Genomic DNA, 22,635 nt, shown 5'->3' on the forward strand with positions numbered 1-22,635 from the left:
TTTAACCCGCTAAAGCGGATTACATAAATGGAAAAGGTATGAAGAACTGGAGAACGCTTATTCTCGGATTGGTTGTCTGTGCCAATACCGCGTTCGCAGCACCACAAGAAGTTGATAAAGTTGCCGCAGTGGTTGATAACGGCGTCGTGCTGCAAAGTGACGTTGACGGTCTGTTACAATCAGTAAAACTGAATGCACAGCAGTCTGGGCAACAAGTTCCTGATGATGCGACATTGCGCCATCAGATTCTTGAGCGTCTGATCATGGATAATATCCAGTTACAGATGGCGAAGAAGATGGGCATTACTATCAATGACGAAGCATTAGATAAAGCCATTGCTGATATTGCCGCGCAAAACCGTATGACGACCGCTCAGATGCGCAGCCGTCTGGCCGCTGATGGCTTGAATTACGACACTTACCGCGAGCAGATTCGTAAAGAGATGCTGACTTCTGAAGTGCGTAACAACGAAGTGCGCCGTCGAATCACCATCCTGCCACAGGAAGTTGAATCGCTGGCTAAACAAATTGGTAACCAGACCAGCGGTGATGCTGAACTGAACCTCAGCCATATTCTTATCCCATTGCCAGAAAATCCTTCTCAGCAACAAGTTGATCAGGCTGAAGAGCTGGCGACAAAATTAGTATCCGACATTAAAAGCGGCGCTGATTTTGGTAAGCTGGCTATCGCCAACTCGGCGGACTCTCAGGCGTTGAAAGGCGGCCAGATGGGTTGGGGCAAATTACAAGAGCTGCCTTCTTTGTTTGCTGAAAGATTACAATCTGCCAACAAAGGTGATGTTGTCGGTCCAATCCGCTCTGGTGTTGGCTTCCACATCCTGAAAGTCAATGATATCCGTGGTGCGGATAAGACCATTTCCGTGACTGAAGTTCATGCCCGCCACATTTTATTGAAACCTTCACCGGTAATGACCGACGATCAGGCTCGCACCAAGTTAGCGGCAGCAGCGGCGGATATCAAAAGTGGTAAATCCAGCTTCGCCACTATTGCCAAAGAGATCTCTCAGGATCCCGGTTCTGCCGTGCAAGGGGGTGACCTGGGTTGGGCATCACCTGATATTTATGATCCCGCGTTCCGTGATGCGTTGATGAAACTGCAAAAAGGTGAGATCAGTGCACCGGTTCATTCTTCTTTCGGCTGGCACTTAATTCAGGTTGTCGATACACGTCAGGTAGACAAAACTGATGCAGCACAGAAAGACCGGGCATACCGTATGCTCTTTAGCCGTAAGTTCGCTGAAGAAGCTCAAACCTGGATGCAAGAGCAGCGTGCTGCTGCTTATGTAAAAATTCTTGATGGTAGTAATGCACAACCACAATAATCGTATCGTTATTACCCCCGGTGAGCCAGCCGGGGTCGGGCCGGATTTAGTCGTCGCCCTGGCTCAACAGGATTGGCCTGTTGAGTTAGTGGTGTGCGCTGATCCGGCCCTGCTACTTGCTCGGGCCAGTCAGCTTAACCTGCCATTGCAGTTGCGTGAATATCAGCCGGGTAAACCCGCGTTGGCGCAGCTTGCAGGTACCCTCACAATATTACCGGTGAAAACGGCCACGGCAGTGATTCCTGGTAAGCTTGACGTCCAAAACAGCCACTATGTTGTGGAAACATTGGCCAAGGCTTGTGATGGTGCGATAAGCGGGGAATTCTCCGCATTGGTCACAGGCCCGGTACAAAAAAGTATTATCAATGATGCTGGCATCCCGTTTATCGGGCACACCGAATTTTTCGCGGATCGCAGCCTCTGCCCACGGGTAGTGATGATGCTGGCAACAGAAGAGTTACGTGTAGCATTGGCGACAACTCACTTGCCTTTGCTGGCTGTGCCTGGCGCGATCACTCAGGCTAGCCTGCATGAAGTTATCACGATCCTTGATAATGACCTGAAAACCAAATTTGGTATTAGCCAACCACAGATTTACGTGTGCGGGCTGAATCCCCATGCGGGTGAAGGTGGTCATATGGGCCATGAAGAGATCGATACCATCATTCCTGCGCTGGATGCACTGCGTCAGAAAGGCATAAATCTTATTGGCCCTCTACCGGCAGACACCCTATTTCAGCCTAAATATCTGCAACATGCAGATGCAGTTCTTGCGATGTATCATGATCAAGGATTGCCAGTGCTGAAGTATCAAGGGTTTGGCCGGGCAGTAAATATCACTCTCGGTTTGCCTTTTATCCGCACTTCTGTGGATCACGGTACCGCTTTAGAACTCGCCGCAACCGGTTCTGCCGATGTTGGCAGTTTCATTACGGCATTAAACTTAGCCATTAAAATGATAAATAACAGCAATGAATAATAGAGTCCACCAAGGGCATTTTGCCCGCAAACGCTTTGGACAAAACTTTTTAAACGATCAGTTTGTCATCGACAGTATTGTCTCTGCGATCCACCCAGTTCCTGGTGAAGCCGTGGTTGAAATAGGTCCCGGTTTAGGGGCATTGACTGAACCTGTTGCTGCACGTATGGATCATATGACAGTGATCGAGCTCGATCGCGATTTGGCGGCTCGTTTAGCCAGCCATCCACAACTGAAAGACAAGCTGACCATCCATCAGCAAGATGCGATGAAAGTTAATTTTTCTGAGTTAGCGGAGCTTGCAGGGCAACCATTACGCGTGTTTGGTAACTTGCCATACAACATTTCCACCCCGTTAATGTTCCATCTTTTCAGCTATACTGATGCTATTCGTGACATGCATTTCATGCTGCAAAAAGAAGTAGTCAATCGTCTGGTCGCAGGGCCTAACAGTAAAGCGTATGGTCGGCTGACGGTGATGGCGCAATACTATTGCAATGTTATCCCGGTGCTAGAAGTACCGCCAACGGCGTTTACCCCTGCTCCAAAAGTTGACTCGGCAGTTGTGCGCTTGATTCCACATGTCAACATGCCAAATCCGGTGGGTGACGTGCGTATGCTTAGCCGCGTTACCACGCAAGCATTTAATCAACGCAGAAAAACCGTGCGTAACAGCTTAGGAGACCTATTCACTCCAGAGCAGTTAATCGAATTAGGTATTGACCCAATACTGCGGGCAGAGAATATTTCGGTAGCGCAATACTGTAAGCTGGCTAACTGGCTTTCAGCTCAATCGACACCGCAAGAATAAGCAGGAGCACATTATGATTGAACAGCCCCGCGTTTGTGTACAAGTGCAAAGTATCTATGTGGAAACCCAGTCGATACCCGACGAAGAACGTTTCGTCTTCGCTTATACCGTGACGATACGCAATTTGGGTCGTTCAAATGTGCAACTGATTGGCCGTTATTGGTTAATCACTAATAGTAATGGCCGGCAGACTGAAGTTCAGGGTGAAGGGGTCATCGGTGAGCAACCGTTGATCCTGCCAGGTAACGAGTTTCAATACACCAGCGGTGCCGTTCTGGAAACCCCGCTGGGTACCATGGAAGGGCATTATGAGATGGTCGATCACCTTGGTCAGGCTTTCCGTACTGCGATTCCGGTGTTCCGCTTAGCGATCCCAGCACTGATCCATTAACTCTGACCTTTCAACTATGTCTACTTATCTTATTGGCGATGTTCATGGCTGCCTCGATGAGCTGCTTGCGTTATTAGCGCAGGTGAGCTTTGATCCGCAGCAGGATACATTGTGGTTAACCGGTGACTTAGTTGCCCGTGGCCCAGCTTCACTGGATGTTTTACGCTATGTCCGTTCATTAGGGCCTGCTGTTCGTATGGTTCTGGGCAACCATGACCTACATTTACTGGCCGTTTATGCAGGCATCAGCCGTAATAAACCCAAAGATCGTATTACTCCACTGCTCGAGGCACCTGATGCTGATGAGTTGATTAATTGGCTGCGTCGCCAACCCGTCTTACAGGTTGATGATGAATTAAAATTGATCATGGCTCATGCGGGGATAACACCTCAGTGGGATATTGAAACCGCCCAAATGTGTGCTCGTGAAGTGGAAGCGGTATTAAGCAGTGATAGCTATCCACTCTTCCTCGATGCCATGTACGGTGATATGCCTAACAACTGGTCACCAGAGCTATCCGGGCTAGCACGTTTGCGTTTTAGTACTAATGCCCTGACCCGCATGCGTTTTTGTTTCCCGAACGGCCAGTTGGATATGATCTGTAAAGATACGCCAGAAAATGCCCCTGCTCCGCTCAAGCCTTGGTTCGAGTTGCCAAGGTCGGTGTCCCCTGACTATTCAATTATTTTTGGTCACTGGGCATCGCTGGAAGGAAAAGGTGTTCCTGAAGGTATCTATGGCTTGGATACCGGCTGTTGCTGGGGGGGCGATTTAACGCTGCTCCGCTGGGAAGATAAACGTTATTTCACCCAACATGCATTCAAGGTGGAAGCAGAAATAAGTAGCACGGATGAAATAGCCGCGGCAAAAGATCCCTTTAGTTATCTATAACTCACTGATAACTAAAAATTGAAAAAACAAAGGCGCATAATATGCGCCTTTGTTTTTAGTGAAGATCTTATAATCAGCGGCGCTCAAGGATCTCAAAGCAATAGCTGTGCGAGTTCGCTTCATCTGCGTCATGAAACTCACTGAATGTGCTTTCCCACTCATCCGGTTCATAGTCAGGGAAATGAGTGTCCCCTCCTACTTCCGCATCGATATGGGTAAGATACATACGATTCGCGCGAGCCAAGAATTGCTTATAAACACGCCCGCCCCCCATGACCATAACTTCTTCCACGTCGCCTGCGAAAGAAAGAGCTTCCTCAATTGACGTAGCCCAGGTCACGCGCTCATCAGCACTTGGTTGGCTGCTAATAACGATATTTAGCCGCCCCGGTAAAGGACGACCGATAGATTCGAAGGTCTTACGACCCATAATAACCGGTTTATTTAGCGTGTTACGTTTGAACCACGCTAAATCAGCCGGTAAGTTCCATGGCATGGCGTTTTCCATACCAATAACGCGATCCGCTGCCAACGCAGCGATCAGGCTGATAATCATGTTTAAACCCTGTAGGCTACAAGAGCCAATACCGAAAAATTGCTCACACTATACGTAAAGCCTAATCAAGCGTCGATAGCGATAAGCAGGCTAATCACACATATAAGATTGCTCTTAGCCCGATATATAAACAGAGAAGAAAAAAAACCTTATACACCAGGACGTTTGCGATATAACCACAATCCAGGCAAGGATAAACCAATCGACAACGCGCCAACAATAAATGAGGCTTTCAAGAAATTGGTCATCATCGTGGACATTAACGCCTCGCTATAACCCAAGTGAGAAATCTCAACGACCGATATCATCGCGGTATAAGCGGAAATACCTGGGAACATAGGAATAACGGCCGCGACAGTGAAAACTTTTGGATGTGCCAGCAACCAGCGTGACCAGTTAATCCCGATGACGCCAATCATAATTGAAGCCAATAATGAAGCCAGCTCGATATTCATTCCAAAATGGATCATTAACATACGCGAACCGTGCCCGACAGCGCCCAGCAATGCACAGTAACGCAATGCCCGCACCGGCACATTAAATACCATAGCAAAACCCAATGCCGGGATAGCCGCCAACACCATGTCTTGTAATAATGCCCAGAGTAAATTCATCACCACCCCCGCAATCCCCATAACGCCATCGCAAATATCACCCCAATACAGGTTGATAACGTTAATAAACTTGCCATTGCCCAACGGGCCAAACCAGTATTAACGTGGCCCTTAAACATATCGGCTACTGCATTGATCAACGGGAATCCCGGTACTAACAGCAATACGCTGGCGGCCATCGCCACACTGGACGCCTCTTGGAAAAACGGTAAACGCATTAACAAACCAGATGTTGATGTGGCAACAAAAGCAGTGATACAGAAATTAATCAGCGGATTCATATGATGTGCCGTCAGGCTCTGGCGCACAAACATCGCCAACCCACTGGCTAAAAAGGTGATAGAAAACGCATCCCAACCACCACCGTTTAATTTACTGAAACAACCACAAGAGAGCGCCACCATCACGACGACCAGCCAGCGCGGATAGCGAAGAGGTTTAATATGCTCGAAGCGTTTTTCTACATCTTTTGCATCCAGTATGTGGTGCTCCGCCATAATCACAATATGCTGTACTTCCGTTACCACCTGCATATTGATCCCACGATCGGTATTTTTACGGGTGGATGTCAGGCAATTACCCTGATTTATTGTGGTCAGCACAATTGCGTTAGCCGAGATAGAACTCTCGACACTGTCCATCCCCAGAGCCATGCCAAGCCGTGCAGATAGCTGCTCAACCAACATACTTTCGGCCCCATGCTGCAACAACAATAGGGCACATTTGATGCACAACCGCGTAATTTCTCGCTGCTGTTGATGCAAAACATCACTGCTTATTACATTATCCAGGCTCATATTCGTGCATCACTATCCGTCAAAAGAGTAAAAGACATCTGCGGCAATCCCATTACTACTGATAAGCAAACCACCACAGATAACAAATAAGAATAATGCAGAGGAAGCCAAGTGGCGTTATTATCGCCAGATAGTACCACTCTCATTCGGTAATCCTTATGCTTGAAACCTCTTTATTCGTTGCCACACTTGCTACCTTGGGCATGCTCTCCCCCGGGCCAGATTTCTTTCTGGTAATCAAAAACGCTGCCCGCTATCGCCGCCCCGCAGCCATGATGACAGCCCTCGGCGTAATTTTGGGTGTTGCGACACATATGTCTTATTGCGTGGCTGGCCTGGCAGTCGTTATCGCTACCACGCCATGGCTATTCAATCTGCTGAAATATGCCGGAGCCTGTTATTTGATCTGGATTGGTATCCAGGCCCTGCTGTCACGAGGAAATAGTAAGCTGAGTATCGATAACACTGCACAATATCCCGTCACACTGAAAGCCGCGTTCTTGCAGGGATATCTTTGCAATTTATTAAATCCCAAAGCGACTCTTTTCTTTCTCGCCGTTTTCACACAAATATTACAGATAAACTCCGGCGTGGGTGAGAAACTGTGGTACGCCTCAATCATCTGGCTACTGGCTGTTATCTGGTGGCCCCTACTGGTGATTCTGATTCAAAGTGCACCGGTACGCCGAGGTTTGGCGAAAGTGCAAAAAGTTGTCGATAAATTACTGGGTGGTCTGTTGATCGGCCTGGGTATCAAAGTTGCATTAAGCTAACTGCGCCGATTCTTAACGCCTGGCTATAAGCTACTATTCACAACCCGCACGAACATTGATCTTCACCAATGTTGTTTATGAACAATACTATCGTTTATGAATAATACTTCTGTGCATAAAAAACACTGTTTATGCGGGTAAAAAGCGCGATTTTATATCCAAAGTCATTGGAGTTGCAGGTAGGCACCCCTGTGGCTTCAAGAACGAAGGATATATGAGCATAAAAAAGGGGGCGATGTATCCATCGCCCCCTTTTTTAGCGCCCAAATTAAGCTTTCATATTCTTAATCTTGGCATGCATTTCTTGTACTGAAATCACTTGCTCGGTAGGGTCCGCATTCAAAGCCATTGCTGTTGCGAAGCCACCATTCAAGGTGGTGTCGTAATGCACTTTATATTGCAAAGCACTACGACGAATCAGTTTAGAATCTTCAATCGCCTGACGCCCTGCCGTTGTATTCACAATATAAGTATATTCACCGTTCTTGATACGGTCCTGAATGTGTGGGCGACCTTCATGTACCTTGTTGACTAAACGTGGGTTTATCCCTGCCTCGCCCAGAACCACCGCAGTACCGTGGGTTGCATCCAATTCAAAGCCCTGTTTAAGCAACTTGGCGGCCAAATCAACCACCCGGTGTTTATCTCCCTCACGGACAGATAACAGTGCGCGGCCACTCTTTTTCATACCAGACTGACTGCCCAGCATCGCTTTAGAGAAAGCTTCAGCGAAGGTCCGACCGACCCCCATCACTTCACCGGTAGAGCGCATTTCTGGCCCTAAAATCGGATCCACACCTGGGAACTTGTTAAACGGCAATACCACTTCTTTTACCGAGTAATAAGGGGGAATAATCTCTTCCAGAATACCCTGCTCTGCCAATGACTGCCCCACCATCACGCGTGCGGCGATTTTTGCCAGTGGCATACCGGTGGCTTTAGACACAAATGGTACGGTACGGGCTGCACGAGGGTTAACTTCAATCAGATAAACTTCGTTATTCTTCACGGCAAACTGCACATTCATTAAACCGCGCACGCAAAGCTCAAACGCCAGTTTTTCAACTTGTTGGCGCATTACATCCTGAATTTCTTTACTCAGGGTGTAAGCGGGCAATGAACAGGCTGAGTCACCGGAGTGCACCCCTGCTTGCTCAATGTGCTCCATAATGCCACCGATCAACACGCGCTCACCGTCACAAATGGCATCAACATCCACTTCAACGGCATCATCAAGGAAACGATCCAGCAGCACTGGTGCATCGTTCGAGACACTCACTGCATTTTGGAAGTAGCGGCGCAGGTCAACTTCGTCATAAACGATTTCCATCGCGCGACCACCCAAGACATACGATGGGCGGACCACTAACGGATAACCCAGACCCGTGGCTTTCTCTACGGCTTGTTCGATAGTAGCAACCGTCGCGTTCGCTGGTTGTTTCAAGCCCAGACGATTTACCGCCTGTTGGAAACGCTCACGGTCTTCTGCACGGTCGATTGCATCCGGGCTAGTCCCGATAACAGGGACACCGGCGGCTTCCAGTTCACGCGCTAATTTTAATGGAGTCTGCCCACCGTACTGCACGATAACGCCTTGCGGCTTCTCAATACGCACGATTTCCAGCACATCTTCCAGGGTGACAGATTCGAAATAGAGGCGATCAGAGGTATCGTAGTCGGTCGAAACCGTCTCAGGGTTACAGTTCACCATGATGGTCTCGTAACCGTCTTCACGCAGCGCCAGTGACGCATGTACACAACAGTAGTCGAATTCAATACCCTGGCCGATACGGTTCGGGCCGCCCCCCAGTACCATCACTTTCGGACGATCACTGGTTGGGTTGGATTCACACTCTTCCTCGTAGGTTGAGTACATGTAGGCAGTATCGGTAGAGAATTCAGCCGCGCAGGTATCTACACGCTTGTACACCGGATGCAGGCCCTGTTTATAACGCAGCTTACGCACTTCACTTTCCGCCGCACCGACCAATTTTGCCAGACGGGCATCGGCAAAGCCTTTGCGCTTCAACTGACGCATAAAATCAGCATTCAGACCATTAATACCGCACTCTGCCACGCTCTCTTCCAGACGAACCAACTCTTCAATCTGCACCAGGAACCAGCGGTCAACGTTAGTCAGATTGAAAACACCATCAACCGACATGCCTGCACGGAAGGCATCGGCGATATACCAGATACGATCAGAACCGGCTTCTTTCAATTCACGGCGAATTTTAGTCAGTGCTTCTGGATCATCCAGACTCACTTTCGGGTCAAAACCGGTCGCGCCAACTTCCAGACCGCGCAAGGCTTTTTGCAGCGATTCCTGCAAGGTACGGCCAATCGCCATCACTTCGCCAACCGATTTCATCTGCGTGGTCAGGCGGTCATTCGCACCGGCAAATTTTTCGAAGTTAAAACGTGGGATTTTGGTGACAACATAGTCGATAGATGGCTCAAAGGAGGCCGGCGTGCGGCCACCAGTGATATCATTCATCAACTCATCGAGCGTATAACCTACCGCCAGTTTGGCGGCAATCTTGGCAATCGGGAAGCCGGTTGCTTTAGAGGCCAGAGCGGAGGAACGGGACACTCGCGGGTTCATTTCAATAACGATTAAACGGCCATTTTTCGGGTTAACCGAGAATTGCACGTTGGAGCCACCGGTTTCTACGCCGATTTCACGCAGCACTGCCATCGAGGCATTACGCATGATTTGGTATTCTTTATCAGTCAGAGTCTGAGCTGGTGCAACAGTGATAGAGTCACCGGTGTGGATGCCCATCGCATCGAAGTTTTCGATGGAGCAGACGATGATGCAGTTGTCGTTTTTGTCGCGCACAACTTCCATCTCATACTCTTTCCAACCAATCAGCGATTCATCGATCAACAGCTCTTTGGTTGGCGATAAATCTAACCCGCGCTCACAAATCTCTTCAAACTCTTCACGGTTATACGCGATACCGCCACCGGTGCCACCCATAGTAAAAGAGGGGCGGATAATGCAAGGGAAGCCCACATCAGCCGCTACAGCCAGAGCTTCTTCCATATTGTGCGCAATACCTGAACGCGCAGTATCCAGACCAATTTTCTTCATCGCGATATCAAAGCGACGGCGGTCTTCTGCTTTATCGATAGCATCGGCAGTGGCACCTATCATGGTGACACCGAATTCAGCCAGAACGCCCTTGCGCTCCAGTTCCAGCGCACAGTTCAGTGCGGTTTGACCACCCATGGTGGGCAGCACTGCATCCGGGCGCTCTTTTTCAATAATTTTGCGTACCACTTCCCAGTGGATTGGCTCGATATAAGTGGCATCGGCCATTTCCGGGTCAGTCATGATGGTTGCCGGATTGGAGTTCACCAGAATGACACGGTAGCCTTCTTCACGCAGTGCCTTACAAGCCTGAGCCCCAGAGTAGTCAAACTCACAGGCCTGGCCGATAACGATTGGGCCAGCGCCCAGAATCAGGATGCTTTTTATATCTGTACGTTTTGGCATGGTTTGAGGCTCCTGATTATTTATTGGTATGGCTACTGTTACGGCTTGCAGTTGTTGCGCGGTAAGCTTCAATCAGTTCGATAAAGTGATCAAACAATGGCGCTGCATCATGTGGACCTGGGCTGGCCTCTGGGTGCCCCTGGAAGCTAAATGCGGCTTTATCAGTGCGATGAATCCCTTGCAGAGAACCATCGAATAAAGAAACATGTGTAGTTCGCAGGTTGGATGGCAATGTGGTTTCATCTACCGCAAAACCGTGGTTCTGTGCGGTGATCATCACGCAATCGGCATCTAAATCTTTCACCGGGTGGTTGCCACCGTGGTGACCAAACTTCATTTTCACTGTTTTTGCGCCACTGGCCAGCGCCAGCAATTGGTGGCCTAAGCAGATGCCAAACACCGGAATGTCGGTTTCCAGAAAACGCTTGATAGCCGCGATAGCATAATCACATGGCTCTGGGTCACCTGGGCCGTTGGATAAGAAAATGCCATCTGGGTTCAGTTTTAGCACTTCTTCTGCCGGTGTCTGTGCAGGAACGACCGTCAGGCGACAGCCTCGGTCCACCAGCATGCGCAGGATATTGCGCTTCACGCCGTAGTCGTATGCCACTACATGGAAGGGCAAATCTTCTGGTTGCATTGCCGCAGGTAAGTCACCTTCCAGAGTCCAGCTACCTTGTAACCAGTCATAACGCTCTTTCGTGGTCACTTCTTTTGCCAGATCCATCCCCTTCAGGCCTGGGAATGCTTTCGCCTTTTCGAGTGCTAAAGCGGCATCAGACAAGTCACCCACAATAATGCAGCCATTTTGTGCCCCTTTCTCACGCAGCAAACGTGTCAGCTTACGCGTATCGATATCAGCAATCGCAACAATGTTGTGGCGCTTGAGATATTCAGCTAAGCCTTCTTCATTACGGTAGTTGCTGGCAATCAAAGGCAGGTCGCGAATAACAAGACCTTGGGCGTGTACTGCGGAGGATTCTTCATCGGAGGCATTAGTGCCGACATTGCCGATATGAGGATAAGTAAGAGTAACGATCTGGCGGGAGTAGGAAGGATCAGTGAGGATTTCTTGATAACCGGTCATTGACGTATTGAAGACCACTTCCCCCACTGCCGTACCCTCTGCCCCGATGGCCCGACCGTGAAATTGGGTTCCGTCTTCGAGAACCAATAGCGCTGACTTAATCAAAACATCCTCCAAGGAATAAACAGTCACATTATTTGCATATTAATTCATATCTAGCGATCTAAATCAATGCAAAAACCGCCCTCAAAGCTAATTTTTGGCAAATTGGGCGCATTTTAATGATGAGTGACGCTCTTGTCTAGCCAAAGTGCCATTTTTTCTCTGTTTTTTACCGTTCTCATTAAAATGAGGGGATTATAGCGGTAAAAACACATGCTAACTTAACATAGTAAACGGTTGCGAGGTGTAGTGACTGAGAAATATCGTTCCAGAGCAGTAAAAATCAGGGCCAATGACCAAGGAAGGGATTAAAAGACAAAAAAACAGACAAAAACACAGATAAATAAAGGTTATACAAACAATTAATAATGAAACAATTATTTATTAAAACAAATAAAAAAGGACAATAAAATATTGCCCTGTTATCAAACGATTATGATAAAAACAACCACATCACTGGCTGTGCTTTACACCTTTAAAGTTCATTCAAATTCAGTACATCACGCATATCAAATAAGCCATTACTGCGCGTTGACACCCAAACAGCCGATTTAACCGCGCCATTGGCAAAAGTCATACGACTGGTCGCTTTGTGTGTGATCTCAACACGCTCACCAATATCAGCAAACATAGCCGTATGCTCTCCAACGATATCGCCAGCACGCACAGTTGCGAAACCGATGGTGCCAGGTTTGCGTTCACCGGTATGACCTTCACGGCTATAAACTGCACAATCTTTCAGTGAACGCCCTAGTGAGTCAGCAATTGCTTCCCCCATCGCCAGCGCGGTACCTGAAGGCGCATCAACTTTATGCCGATGATGTGCTTCGATTATTTCGATATCGGTATAGTCGCCCATCACTTTCGCTGCCTTCTCTAGCAGTTTTAGCACCACATTGACCCCAACACTGAAGTTGGCAGCGAACACAATAGCAATGTCCGTTGCCGCAACCCTGATTGCTTCTTTACCTGCATCATCAAAGCCAGTCGTGCCAATTATCATCGCCTTACGATATTGACGACAAATGGCTAAATGCGCCAGCGTGCCTTCAGGCCGGGTAAAATCGATCAACACATCAAAATGATCAACTACGTCAGATAAATCATCACTTACTGTGATGTTTAACAACCCCACTCCGGCCAGTTCGCCGGCATCACTCCCCACTAATGTGGATCCGACACGTTCAACAGCAGCCCCCAGCACCACACCTTCAGTGTGAGTAATTGCCTGGATAAGTTGTCGGCCCATACGGCCACCCGCGCCGACAACAGCGATACGAATTGTTGAATCAGTCATACTTCCTCTCATATTGTGTCATCTACCCTGACCAAGGTTCAGATTAGCCGCCCGCTATGGACTCTGCCAGCCTATTTAATCTGTATTAGAAAAAAATGATATACGCGTGCTTTTATCAGTGAAACCACTTAATTCCTTACATACCCGTCATACTTCAAGCTGCATGTGCGTTGGCTGCGTTCAAATCGGTTCCCGACCAATTTGTATCTCTCTTGCCGCCTTCCTGCAACTCGAATTATTTAGGGTAAAATACTCGGAAACACTTCATCTGGCATAGTGCGGTTATTTCGCATATTCATGCAGTTATGGTGAAATATACCCATAAAAAAGCAGCCACTGAGGGCTGCTTTTTAACGCTGAAGCACGATATCAATCAGTCGATCTGTTTTACATCGACACGTAACTCTTTAGGTACTTCGAAAACGATACTCTCTTCACGGCCACTGAGTTCGATAGATCCACCAGCACCAAGAGCTTGCAAGCGTGCGATGACTTGTTGAACCAGAATATCAGGAGCAGATGCGCCAGCAGTAACACCAATACGTGCCGCACCCTGCAACCATAACTCTTGTATATCCGCTGCTGAATCAATTAGATAAGCAGGTTTACCCATCCGCTGTGCCAACTCAGCCAACCGATTAGAGTTAGAGGAGTTTTTCGAGCCAACCACTAAGACAACATCAGCATCATTAGCCAGATTGCGCACCGCTTCCTGCCGGTTGGTCGTGGCATAGCAGATATCATCTTTGCGTGGACCGACAATCTTCGGGAAACGCTGGTGCAAGGCATCGATAATTGCAGAGGTATCATCAACCGACAAAGTCGTCTGTGTCATAAAGCACAGATTGTTCTCATCTTTAACCTGCAAAGCCCATACATCATCAGGTGATTCAACCAGATACATGCCCCCTTGCGGGTTGCTGTATTGCCCCATGGTACCCTCCACTTCCGGGTGACCAGCGTGCCCTATCAAGATGGCTTCTTTACCCTTGCGGCTAGCGCGTGCGACTTCCATATGAACTTTGGTCACCAATGGGCAGGTTGCGTCAAACAGCATCGTCAGCTTGCGCTCACGAGCTTCTGCTCGCACAGCCTGCGACACGCCATGGGCTGAGAAAATCAGAATAGAGCCATCTGGCACTTCTGCTATCTCCTCAATAAAGATAGCACCGCGCTCACGCAAGCTATCAACCACATAACGGTTGTGTACCACTTCATGGCGCACATAAATTGGCGCGCCATACATTTCGATCGCGCGTTCAACAATACTGATAGCCCGATCAACTCCGGCACAAAAACCGCGTGGATTAGCCAGCAATATCTGCATGCATTGCCTCCTGTTGGGGGTCAATCTCCAGCACTTCAATTTCAAAGCTAATGGAATGCCCTGCCAACGGGTGATTGAAATCAACAGTAATAGACTCTTCCGCCACTTCCCGCACCACGCCTGGCATTTCACTGCCATCGCGGGAGGTAAATAGCATAATAGTACCGGCATCTGGCACACCGGTTTGAGCAAAATCACGCTGGGTAAAATACTGAATCAGATCAGGGCTTTCCAAACCAAACGCATCTTCAGGCTGCAAGGTGAAAGCATGTTTATCACCCACTTTCAAACCTATCAACTGCTGCTCAAGTGCATCAGAAAGGCTGTCATCGCCTAAACGAAACAGCGCAGGTTTGCCGTGAATATGTGTTGATTCCGCCGTTGAACCATCTTCCAGTTTCAGAGTGAAGTGCACCAATACGGCGCTCTTGTCTTGTACAAAATGGTCTTGTACTTGATTACCTGGTACACGCTCAGACATCTCATTCACCTTTATTCATGGCCGTTTTTTCAGCAGGGCTTAAAAAACCCTCAAAGATAACCAACGCAGCACCGATACAGATAGCGGTATCGGCGATGTTAAAGGTTGGGAAATGCCAGTTATTGACGTGGAAATCGATAAAATCGATCACCGCACCGTGCACCATGCGATCAAATAAGTTACCTAATGCCCCACCGATAATCAGAGCATAAGCACAATTGAGCAGGCGTTGTTTGGCAGTAGAGCGATACATCAGCACCATGAGTATCACTGAAATACCAATAGCGATGCCCGCAAAGAACCAACGCTGCCAGCCACTTTTATCGGCAAGGAAGCTAAAAGCTGCGCCAAAATTCTGTGCGTAGGTCAGGTTGAAAAAAGGGATCAGCGGCACTGACTCATACAGGGCAAAGTGGGTCATGACCCACTGTTTGCTGCTGAGATCCAAAATAACCACCAATACCGCCAGCCATAACCAGCGCAATCCGGTCGAACAAATAGGTTTACTCATTAGGCGAACTTACGCTCTTCACCGTCTCCGGCAACGTTAGTGACACAGCGGCCGCACAATTCTGCATGCTCCGCCACCAAACCGACATCTTGAGTGTAATGCCAGCAACGCGGGCACTTCTCACCATCAGCCTTATTAAAGGTGATTTTCAACCCGGCAATCAATTCACTTTGCAGCGCATCATCACCCGCATCGGCATAAGGAGCGACTTTTGCGGCAGAGGTCAACAGCACAAAACGTAATTCATCTTGCAAGCTGTTCAACCGCGTAGCCAGTTCAGGCTCAGCGAACAAGGTGACTGCCGCTTCCAATGAACCACCGATATGCTTATCACTACGGGCTTGCTCTAACACCTTGTTGACTTCGCCACGGACTTTTAACAGCTCGGCCCAGAAAGTATCGTTCATACTTTCATCACCCGCCAACCCGAACAGACCGTCATACCACTCTTCAGTGAAGACATACTGTGGACGACTGCCGGGCAGTTGGTTCCAGATCTCATCTGCGGTAAAGGACATAATAGGTGCCATCCAGCGCACCAATGCTTCTGCGATATGGAACAATGCGGTCTGGCAACTGCGGCGGGCAACACTGTCACCTTTCGCGGTGTACTGGCGGTCTTTAATGATATCCAAATAGAAGGATCCCATCTCAACCGAGCAGAACTGCATCAAGCGCTGCACCACCAAGTGGAAATCGTAATTTTCGTACGCTTCCATGATCTCGGCCTGAGCCGCTTGGGCGCGGCCGACTGCCCAACGATCCACTACTACCATCTCTTCCGGTTTCACCTGATGCAGCGCAGGATCAAACCCATTCAGGTTTGCCAGCAGGAAGCGCGCAGTGTTACGGATACGGCGATAAGAGTCAGCAGAGCGTTTGAGGATTTCGTCAGAAACCGCGATCTCACCGGTGTAATCAGTTGATGCCACCCACAGACGCAGAATATCACCACCCAGTTTGTTCATCACATCTTGCGGGCTGATGGTGTTACCGATGGATTTGGACATTTTACGCCCCTGACCATCAACGGTAAAACCGTGGGTCAGCACTTGGCGATAAGGCGCTTTGCCTTTCATCGCGGTTGCAATCATCAGTGAAGACATAAACCAGCCACGGTGTTGGTCAGAACCTTCCAGATACATATCCGGGCTATGACCACCAAACTCAGGGCGCACGTCAACCACCGACGAGTGGGTTGAACCGGAGTCAAACCATACGTCTAAGGTGTCTGGCACTTTGGTGTAATCGGCAGCATCAGCACCCAGGATGTCCGCAGGATCCAGATCCCACCATGCCTGAATACCGTCTTGCTCAACGCGCTTAGCGACTTCTTCCATCAGCTCGGTACTGCGTGGATGTAGTGCTTCAGTCTCTTTGTGCACAAACAGGGACATCGGCACGCCCCAAGTGCGCTGACGCGAGATACACCAGTCCGGGCGGTTTGCCACCATGGTTTCGATACGCGCCTGACCCCAATCCGGGATCCATTGCACGCCTTTAATCTCTTCCAGCGACTGCTTACGCAGGCCTTTCTGATCCATGCTGATAAACCATTGTGGTGTAGCACGGAAGATAATAGGTGTTTTATGACGCCAACAGCACGGGTAGCTGTGAACCAGTTTTTCAACTTTCAGCAGTGCGCCTTTTTCACGCAGCAACTCAACAATCACATCGTTGGCTTTAAAGACGAACATGCCATCCAGACCAGGATACGTCCCCGCCAAATAGCAGCCATTTGGACCAACCGGATTGGCAACTTCCAAACCGTATTTCTGGCCGATAACAAAGTCATCCGGGCCGTGACCAGGTGCAGTGTGAACCGCACCAGTACCGGCATCCAGTGTGACGTGATCGCCTAAAATTGCCGGCACATCAAAGCCCATAAACGGATGATTGAAACGCAGCAGTTCTAAATCAGAACCTTTGCAGCTCCCCAATACCGTCCATTCAGCAATACCTGCGCGCTTCATGACACTTTCAACCAGGTCTTCTGCCAGAATCAGGCATTCGCCATTGACCTGGACAAGTTGGTAAATGTATTCAGCATTCAGTGAAATCGCACGGTTAGCGGGCAAGGTCCACGGAGTTGTCGTCCAGATAACCAGTGAAATCGGGCCGTTAATCGCCGCAACATTAAATTTGGCGCTCACTGCCGCTACATCGACGGCATTAAAGCGCACATCGATAGAAGGTGAGGTTTTATCGTAATATTCAACTTCTGCTTCAGCCAGTGACGAACCGCAATCGGTACACCAATGCACTGGCTTCGCGCCTTTGTGCAGGTGGCCGTTATCAATGATTTTGCTTAATGAACGAATGATATTGGCTTCAGTTTTGAAATCCATCGTCAGATAAGGATGGTCCCAATCGCCCAATACGCCCAGGCGGATGAAGTCTTTCTTCTGGCCTTCAACCTGTTCAGCAGCATATTTACGGCAGGCAGCACGGAACTCTGCGGCACTGACTTTCTCGCCCGGTTTACCAATTAACTGTTCAACTTTTAACTCGATCGGCAAACCATGGCAGTCCCACCCTGGAATATAAGGAGAGTCGTAACCCGCCATTCCTTTCGATTTAACAATAATGTCTTTGAGAATTTTGTTAACAGAGTGACCAATGTGAATGTTGCCGTTCGCATAAGGAGGGCCGTCGTGCAAAATAAAGGTTTTTTTACCTTTCTTGGCCGTACGAATAATCCCGTACAGATCCTGCTCATACCAACGTTTCAGCATGTCAGGTTCACGCTTAGCCAGATCGCCGCGCATCGGGAACCCTGTTTCAGGCAAGTTCAGGGTATTCTTGTAGTCACTCATTAGATTCTCGGTTCCGTTTCGGCTAGAAATATTAAACCGGTGTCTTTAGCCCGAAAAATGTTCGGGCCGTCACCACATCATGGGCGATTTGCTGCTTCAGGGCATCGAGCGAAGCAAAACGCTGTTCGTTGCGCAATTTCGCGCGGAGCACCACGTCAATATGGCACCCATAAAGATCCATAGTTACATCCAGCAGATGAACCTCTAGCTGCTGGCGAACACCAGCAACGGTAGGCCGGGTGCCAATATTGGCAACACCGGGTAATGGCTCTGGACCCAAGCCATACACATCAACCGCATACACTCCTTTCACCGGAGCGACTAAACGTTTTAACGGCAAATTCGCCGTGGGGAAGCCAATCGTCCGCCCCAGCTCATCACCATGAACCACTCGGCCGGAAATGCTATAGGGGTGGCCAAGCAACGCCTCAGCCAACACCAAATCATCATCAAACAGTGCCTGACGAATAGCGGTGCTGCTAATGCGCAACCCACCATCACAAAAGCTATCTGTGCTGATAACATCGAAACCAAATTCAGCACCGGCTTGTTGTAACAGCTGAAAATCCCCCTGACGCTCTGCGCCAAAGCGGAAATCATCACCAACAGTTAAAAACTTAACACCCAACTTATCTACCAGCAACTGGGCAACGAAAGCTTGCGCAGTATTAGCGGCAAAACGCGGATCAAATTTTACGCACAACAGATAATCAACGCCGGCCTCGGCCAGATATCTGGCTTTATCCCGCAGGCGTGTCAGCCTTGCTGGTGCTTTGTCCGCTGCAAACAATTCCAGAGGTTGCGGTTCAAATATCATAACCATTACGGGCAACCCTAAGCGCCGACCTTCACGCTTTAGCTGCTCCAATAAGGCCTGATGTCCACGATGGACACCATCAAAGTTACCGATAGTTAGCACGCAACCATGGTGGCGTGCCCGGATATTATGTATACCGCGAATTAGCTCCATAGCTGGCTCAAAACAGTGGAAATCGCCGGATTATACCTTGTACAGCCCTTAAGGTTAACCCGCGATTGGTACCTTTAACCGAAAGTCATACCATTTTGCCAATATTGTGCAGGTAAAATCCCTTTTACTCACTTTATCCTGTAGAATGCGCACGGAGTTTGAATACAGAAGCAGGCTGAGATTTTTACAAGAACCACCGTCGAATCCCTTCAAGGCAGTGAACTGTGGATTTTTCTTTCGAAAGACTGTATTCCGCAGTGTGAAGCTGGTAAAATCCCGCTCCATCACAACGTAGCAAGTGCCGCCCGTACAAACGGCGCTTATTTGCACAAATCCATTGACAAACGAAGGCTAAAAGGGCATATTCCTCGGCCTTTGAATTGTCCTCAATAGAATATATTTGGGAGTTGGACCTTGGCTAATATCAAATCAGCTAAGAAACGCGCCGTACAGTCTGAGAAACGCCGCAAGCATAACGCTAGCCGTCGCTCAATGGTGCGTACCTTCATTAAGAAGGTGTATGCGGCAATTGCAGCTGGCGATAAAGACGCAGCGCAAAAAGCATTTAATGAAATGCAACCAATCGTGGATCGTCAGTCCTGTAAAGGTCTGATCCACAAAAACAAAGCAGCGCGCCATAAGTCAAACTTAGTCGCGCAAATCAACGCAATGCAGTAATTGCATTACGTCGATTGCTTAGTAAAAAGACCGGCCTAGGCCGGTTTTTTTATATCCAATGATTGATATTGCTTACAATTTAACCTCTTTACTGTCAGCCCGATCTATACCCTATAGATTTCGAGTTGCAGGTAGGCGGCAACGAAATGAATCCAAGGAGTTGAGATAACTCAATGGATTGGGGGAGTGATGGCAGCCAACACTCCTGCATATTGAAAGATGACGGGGATAGTTAGCCGCTGAAAAGCGCGGAAAAATCTTTGTTACATACTCGTTGTACTGCCGGATGTTGGATCATCCGCTCGGCAAAAATCACGTAATACTCTTCCTGCACACTGTCTAAGCGGCCAATTTCAACAATCTGGTCATCTTTAGCATAGGTATCAGCAGCGTACATTGTCGGTGCGACAAAAATAGCATTGTTATAAATAGCGAAAGCATTCATCAGTGCCGCGTCATCAAACTCCCCCAGAATCTCTACCTGTAGCCCTTTGCTGTTAATCCAATTCAACAATTTGCGCCCAAGCATGGAACGACGGCCCGGTATCAGCAAACGTTTTTGCTGCAAACAAGCAGGGAAAGGTAAATCCGGGATAGGCTGACGACAATAAAAACTCACGCTGCATTCGCCCAACTTAACAGAGAACAACCCTTCTTGTTGGCTGGAATCAACCGGACAATCGGACAGAATCATATCCAGCTTGTGCTGACTTAACTGCTCCAGCAGCATTTCGTGGGTCGATTCAAAACAGCGCAGATGAATTTTTTCATTCTCAACGACGGCCGTTTCCAGTACCTGGCTCACTAAACGCTTGGATAATGCATCGGCCACACCCACATCGAACAACAGATTAGCTTCTTTACGGTAGTTAACGATATCCAGCATTTCATGGCTGAGCATGAACATTTTATCCGCATAACGAAAGACCAACTGCCCCAGTTCTGATGGCACCAAGCCTCGCCCCTGGCGCTTAAATAATTTACCGCCCAGGCGCTCTTCCAACGCTTTAATTTGCCCGGTAATTGTTTGTGGCGTTAGGAATAACGCCTCGGCTGCACCGACAACAGAGCCTTCTCTACAGACCTGCCAAAAGTAATAAAGATGATTGAAATTGATATGTGACATTCGCATGTTGTTATCCCCTTAACATATCGCGGGCAGATACATGGCTCCATCCACGACAAACGGTCCTTGTTCTGAGACCACACTAACTGTGAGTCAGGAATTGCCAAACAAAACCGCCGGTGTCATTACCCTCACACCGGCGGTGATAAAACGCCATCAGTGTAAAAGCCGATTAATTCACCGCTTTTCTTTTCGCCGGCAAGGCCATACGCAACAAGCTGTAACCGACAATAGCGGCGATGGTCGAACCTAACAATATTCCGAGTTTAGAATACGTTGTCAGGGCCTGCTCCGCGCCTTCAAATGCCAATGAAGCAATAAATATCGACATTGTGAAACCAATACCACAGAGCACTGATACAGCAAAAATCTGCTTAAAGTTTATTGCGTCAGGTAGTTTAGCCACCCCAAACTTAACCGCTAGCCAACTAAAGAGGAAAATCCCCAGTGGCTTACCGATAAATAGGCCGCTTGCTATCCCTAACGGCAGCAATGATGTCAGCCCAGAGAGAGAAACCCCTTGCAACGAAACCCCCGCGTTGGCAAATGCAAACAATGGCAGAATTAAGTAGGCAACCCATGGGTGCAAACCATGTTCGAGCGATTCTGACGGCGAACGATTATTTTTCGTATGCAGCGGTATCATAAAGCCGACAATGACACCGGCTAAGGTCGCATGCACACCTGATTTGAGGATGCAGACCCACAATACTAATCCCACCAGTAGGTAGGCTGATGTCTTCCCTACTCCACGCCAGTTCATGTATGCCAGTAGCGCAATAGCCGCGGCAGCAATTGTCAGGGCTTGTAGTGAAACCGCATGGGTATAGAACAACGCAATAATGATGATGACACCCAAGTCATCAATAATGGCCAGTGCCAGTAAAAAGACTTTAAGGCTGGTTGGAACTCGGTTTCCTAACAGGGCCATTACACCTAACGCAAAGGCGATATCAGTAGCCGCCGGAATTGCCCAACCCTGGCGGGTAACCTCATCAGCACCGTTAAATAATAGATAAATCAAAGCCGGTGCCAGCATACCACCTAATGCTGCAATCGCTGGGAATACCGCCTTATCGCGGCCAGCCAACGAGCCTTCGATCAGCTCGCGTTTAACTTCCAGCCCGACAACCAGGAAGAATATCGCCATTAAACCGTCATTAATCCACAGTAATAGTGGCTTACTGATATCCAGCGAGGCTATCTTTACCGATACCGGTACATCAAGAAATGATTGGTAAATGCTAAATAAGGGGCTGTTAGCCATAAATAAGGCGACGGTGGCAGCAAAAATTAGAATCAGCCCACCAGCAGCCTCTTGGCGTAAAAATTGACGGATCATGTTTGTCACAATGAATAACTCCTTACATCGGACAGTGAGCCTGTGCTCGGCGAATCAATGCATCAATTTTAGAATAGTCTTCAACTCGAAAAAAGTCGTTTTTATTGCATTAAATGATCGGGAAAACCGATCTATTAATGATCTGGTTCACACATAATAGTCAGTCGGAGATGAAAAAAATCCCCGAGGTTAATCGAGGATTTTTAGTTTTCTTGCGCTTTACTCGCCGGTTAACAACCC

At 48.5% G+C, this 22,635-nt stretch carries 20 protein-coding genes; 7 read left to right on the forward strand and 13 right to left on the reverse strand.

Features of this window, described 5'->3' with window-relative positions:
• Window positions 1–38 precede the first annotated feature (38 nt).
• From surA to apaH, 5 genes are read left to right on the forward strand one after another with little or no spacing between them, the layout of a single operon-like run.
• Window positions 39–1,343, forward strand: coding sequence for a peptidylprolyl isomerase SurA (gene surA / locus EL015_RS17930; protein WP_005193017.1), 1,305 nt, complete (start codon window positions 39–41; stop codon window positions 1,341–1,343).
• Window positions 1,327–2,322 (forward strand): 4-hydroxythreonine-4-phosphate dehydrogenase PdxA, encoded by a 996-nt coding sequence (gene pdxA / locus EL015_RS17935; protein ID WP_032907992.1) that lies wholly within the window; start codon window positions 1,327–1,329, stop codon window positions 2,320–2,322. The genes surA and pdxA overlap by 17 nt, the downstream gene beginning before the upstream one ends.
• A complete protein-coding gene (gene rsmA, locus EL015_RS17940; protein WP_032907990.1) occupies window positions 2,315–3,133 on the forward strand; it encodes a 16S rRNA (adenine(1518)-N(6)/adenine(1519)-N(6))-dimethyltransferase RsmA in 819 nt (272 codons plus the stop codon). Before pdxA ends, rsmA begins: the two co-directional genes overlap by 8 nt.
• A gap of 13 nt (window positions 3,134–3,146) precedes the next feature.
• Window positions 3,147–3,524: a Co2+/Mg2+ efflux protein ApaG gene (gene apaG / locus EL015_RS17945; protein ID WP_005193008.1), complete on the forward strand. Its 378-nt coding sequence runs from the start codon at window positions 3,147–3,149 to the stop codon at window positions 3,522–3,524.
• 16 nt (window positions 3,525–3,540) lie between these two features.
• Window positions 3,541–4,416 carry a bis(5'-nucleosyl)-tetraphosphatase (symmetrical) ApaH gene (apaH, locus tag EL015_RS17950; RefSeq protein WP_005193005.1) on the forward strand — a complete coding sequence of 292 codons (876 nt, stop codon included), beginning with the start codon at window positions 3,541–3,543 and terminating at the stop codon, window positions 4,414–4,416.
• A gap of 73 nt (window positions 4,417–4,489) precedes the next feature.
• Here apaH and folA read toward each other — a convergent pair whose 3' ends face one another.
• The 3 genes from folA to EL015_RS17965 all read right to left on the reverse strand — a co-directional run bounded on the left by folA (window position 4,490) and on the right by EL015_RS17965 (window position 6,383).
• Window positions 4,490–4,972, reverse strand: coding sequence for a type 3 dihydrofolate reductase (folA, locus tag EL015_RS17955; RefSeq protein ID WP_005192989.1), 483 nt, complete (start codon window positions 4,970–4,972; stop codon window positions 4,490–4,492).
• A 149-nt stretch (window positions 4,973–5,121) separates the two neighbouring features.
• Window positions 5,122–5,586, reverse strand: a complete 465-nt coding sequence (locus EL015_RS17960) for a threonine/serine exporter (protein WP_032907989.1) — start codon at window positions 5,584–5,586, stop codon at window positions 5,122–5,124.
• A complete protein-coding gene (locus EL015_RS17965; protein WP_005192986.1) occupies window positions 5,586–6,383 on the reverse strand; it encodes a threonine/serine exporter family protein in 798 nt (265 codons plus the stop codon). The genes EL015_RS17960 and EL015_RS17965 overlap by 1 nt, the downstream gene beginning before the upstream one ends.
• A 158-nt stretch (window positions 6,384–6,541) precedes the next feature.
• Between EL015_RS17965 and EL015_RS17970 the strand changes: the two genes are divergently transcribed.
• Complete coding sequence (locus tag EL015_RS17970; protein ID WP_005192983.1) at window positions 6,542–7,156, forward strand: LysE family transporter; 615 nt, start codon at window positions 6,542–6,544, stop codon at window positions 7,154–7,156.
• A gap of 268 nt (window positions 7,157–7,424) precedes the next feature.
• Here the strand turns inward: EL015_RS17970 and carB are convergent, their stop codons facing one another.
• The 8 genes from carB to ribF all read right to left on the reverse strand — a co-directional run bounded on the left by carB (window position 7,425) and on the right by ribF (window position 19,249).
• Window positions 7,425–10,658 (reverse strand): carbamoyl-phosphate synthase large subunit, encoded by a 3,234-nt coding sequence (gene carB / locus EL015_RS17975; protein ID WP_005192981.1) that lies wholly within the window; start codon window positions 10,656–10,658, stop codon window positions 7,425–7,427.
• Between the two features lie 16 nt (window positions 10,659–10,674).
• Window positions 10,675–11,850 carry a glutamine-hydrolyzing carbamoyl-phosphate synthase small subunit gene (gene carA / locus EL015_RS17980; RefSeq protein WP_032907988.1) on the reverse strand — a complete coding sequence of 392 codons (1,176 nt, stop codon included), beginning with the start codon at window positions 11,848–11,850 and terminating at the stop codon, window positions 10,675–10,677.
• 472 nt (window positions 11,851–12,322) lie between these two features.
• Complete coding sequence (gene dapB / locus EL015_RS17985) at window positions 12,323–13,144, reverse strand: 4-hydroxy-tetrahydrodipicolinate reductase (RefSeq protein ID WP_005192961.1); 822 nt, start codon at window positions 13,142–13,144, stop codon at window positions 12,323–12,325.
• A gap of 373 nt (window positions 13,145–13,517) precedes the next feature.
• Entirely contained in the window at window positions 13,518–14,471 is a 954-nt protein-coding gene (gene ispH, locus EL015_RS17990; RefSeq protein ID WP_032907919.1) for a 4-hydroxy-3-methylbut-2-enyl diphosphate reductase, read from the reverse strand.
• Window positions 14,452–14,952, reverse strand: a complete 501-nt coding sequence (fkpB, locus tag EL015_RS17995; RefSeq protein ID WP_005192464.1) for an FKBP-type peptidyl-prolyl cis-trans isomerase — start codon at window positions 14,950–14,952, stop codon at window positions 14,452–14,454. The genes ispH and fkpB overlap by 20 nt, the downstream gene beginning before the upstream one ends.
• 1 nt (window position 14,953) lies before the next feature.
• Entirely contained in the window at window positions 14,954–15,463 is a 510-nt protein-coding gene (gene lspA / locus EL015_RS18000) for a signal peptidase II (protein ID WP_032907917.1), read from the reverse strand.
• Window positions 15,463–18,279 carry an isoleucine--tRNA ligase gene (gene ileS / locus EL015_RS18005; RefSeq protein ID WP_005192462.1) on the reverse strand — a complete coding sequence of 939 codons (2,817 nt, stop codon included), beginning with the start codon at window positions 18,277–18,279 and terminating at the stop codon, window positions 15,463–15,465. Before ileS ends, lspA begins: the two co-directional genes overlap by 1 nt.
• A gap of 31 nt (window positions 18,280–18,310) precedes the next feature.
• The gene (gene ribF, locus EL015_RS18010; RefSeq protein ID WP_032907916.1) at window positions 18,311–19,249 is read right to left on the reverse strand and encodes a bifunctional riboflavin kinase/FAD synthetase; all 939 of its coding nucleotides are present in this window, start codon (window positions 19,247–19,249) and stop codon (window positions 18,311–18,313) included.
• A gap of 414 nt (window positions 19,250–19,663) precedes the next feature.
• Between ribF and rpsT the strand changes: the two genes are divergently transcribed.
• Window positions 19,664–19,927 carry a 30S ribosomal protein S20 gene (gene rpsT / locus EL015_RS18020; protein ID WP_002220715.1) on the forward strand — a complete coding sequence of 88 codons (264 nt, stop codon included), beginning with the start codon at window positions 19,664–19,666 and terminating at the stop codon, window positions 19,925–19,927.
• A gap of 232 nt (window positions 19,928–20,159) precedes the next feature.
• Here the strand turns inward: rpsT and nhaR are convergent, their stop codons facing one another.
• A complete protein-coding gene (nhaR, locus tag EL015_RS18025) occupies window positions 20,160–21,059 on the reverse strand; it encodes a transcriptional activator NhaR (RefSeq protein ID WP_032907914.1) in 900 nt (299 codons plus the stop codon).
• A 166-nt stretch (window positions 21,060–21,225) separates the two neighbouring features.
• Window positions 21,226–22,404 (reverse strand): Na+/H+ antiporter NhaA, encoded by a 1,179-nt coding sequence (gene nhaA, locus EL015_RS18030; protein ID WP_032907913.1) that lies wholly within the window; start codon window positions 22,402–22,404, stop codon window positions 21,226–21,228.
• Window positions 22,405–22,635 lie beyond the last annotated feature (231 nt).

Origin of the sequence: Yersinia intermedia (assembly GCF_900635455.1) — a bacterium.
Lineage (GTDB): Bacteria > Pseudomonadota > Gammaproteobacteria > Enterobacterales > Enterobacteriaceae > Yersinia > Yersinia intermedia.

Bases quoted from the DNA above. Each gene is read 5' to 3' on its own strand.
- rsmA (WP_032907990.1), top strand. From the start codon at position 2,315: ATGAATAATAGAGTCCACCAAGGGCATTTTGCCCGCAAACGCTTTGGA.
- folA (WP_005192989.1), bottom strand. From the start codon at position 4,972: ATGATTATCAGCCTGATCGCTGCGTTGGCAGCGGATCGCGTTATTGGT.
- ispH (WP_032907919.1), bottom strand. From the start codon at position 14,471: ATGCAGATATTGCTGGCTAATCCACGCGGTTTTTGTGCCGGAGTTGAT.
- carB (WP_005192981.1), bottom strand. From the start codon at position 10,658: ATGCCAAAACGTACAGATATAAAAAGCATCCTGATTCTGGGCGCTGGC.
- ribF (WP_032907916.1), bottom strand. From the start codon at position 19,249: ATGGAGCTAATTCGCGGTATACATAATATCCGGGCACGCCACCATGGT.
- nhaR (WP_032907914.1), bottom strand. From the start codon at position 21,059: ATGCGAATGTCACATATCAATTTCAATCATCTTTATTACTTTTGGCAG.
- fkpB (WP_005192464.1), bottom strand. From the start codon at position 14,952: ATGTCTGAGCGTGTACCAGGTAATCAAGTACAAGACCATTTTGTACAA.
- EL015_RS17965 (WP_005192986.1), bottom strand. From the start codon at position 6,383: ATGAGCCTGGATAATGTAATAAGCAGTGATGTTTTGCATCAACAGCAG.
- surA (WP_005193017.1), top strand. From the start codon at position 39: ATGAAGAACTGGAGAACGCTTATTCTCGGATTGGTTGTCTGTGCCAAT.
- EL015_RS17970 (WP_005192983.1), top strand. From the start codon at position 6,542: ATGCTTGAAACCTCTTTATTCGTTGCCACACTTGCTACCTTGGGCATG.
- EL015_RS17960 (WP_032907989.1), bottom strand. From the start codon at position 5,586: ATGAATTTACTCTGGGCATTATTACAAGACATGGTGTTGGCGGCTATC.
- dapB (WP_005192961.1), bottom strand. From the start codon at position 13,144: ATGACTGATTCAACAATTCGTATCGCTGTTGTCGGCGCGGGTGGCCGT.
- ileS (WP_005192462.1), bottom strand. From the start codon at position 18,279: ATGAGTGACTACAAGAATACCCTGAACTTGCCTGAAACAGGGTTCCCG.
- apaG (WP_005193008.1), top strand. From the start codon at position 3,147: ATGATTGAACAGCCCCGCGTTTGTGTACAAGTGCAAAGTATCTATGTG.
- pdxA (WP_032907992.1), top strand. From the start codon at position 1,327: ATGCACAACCACAATAATCGTATCGTTATTACCCCCGGTGAGCCAGCC.
- apaH (WP_005193005.1), top strand. From the start codon at position 3,541: ATGTCTACTTATCTTATTGGCGATGTTCATGGCTGCCTCGATGAGCTG.
- lspA (WP_032907917.1), bottom strand. From the start codon at position 15,463: ATGAGTAAACCTATTTGTTCGACCGGATTGCGCTGGTTATGGCTGGCG.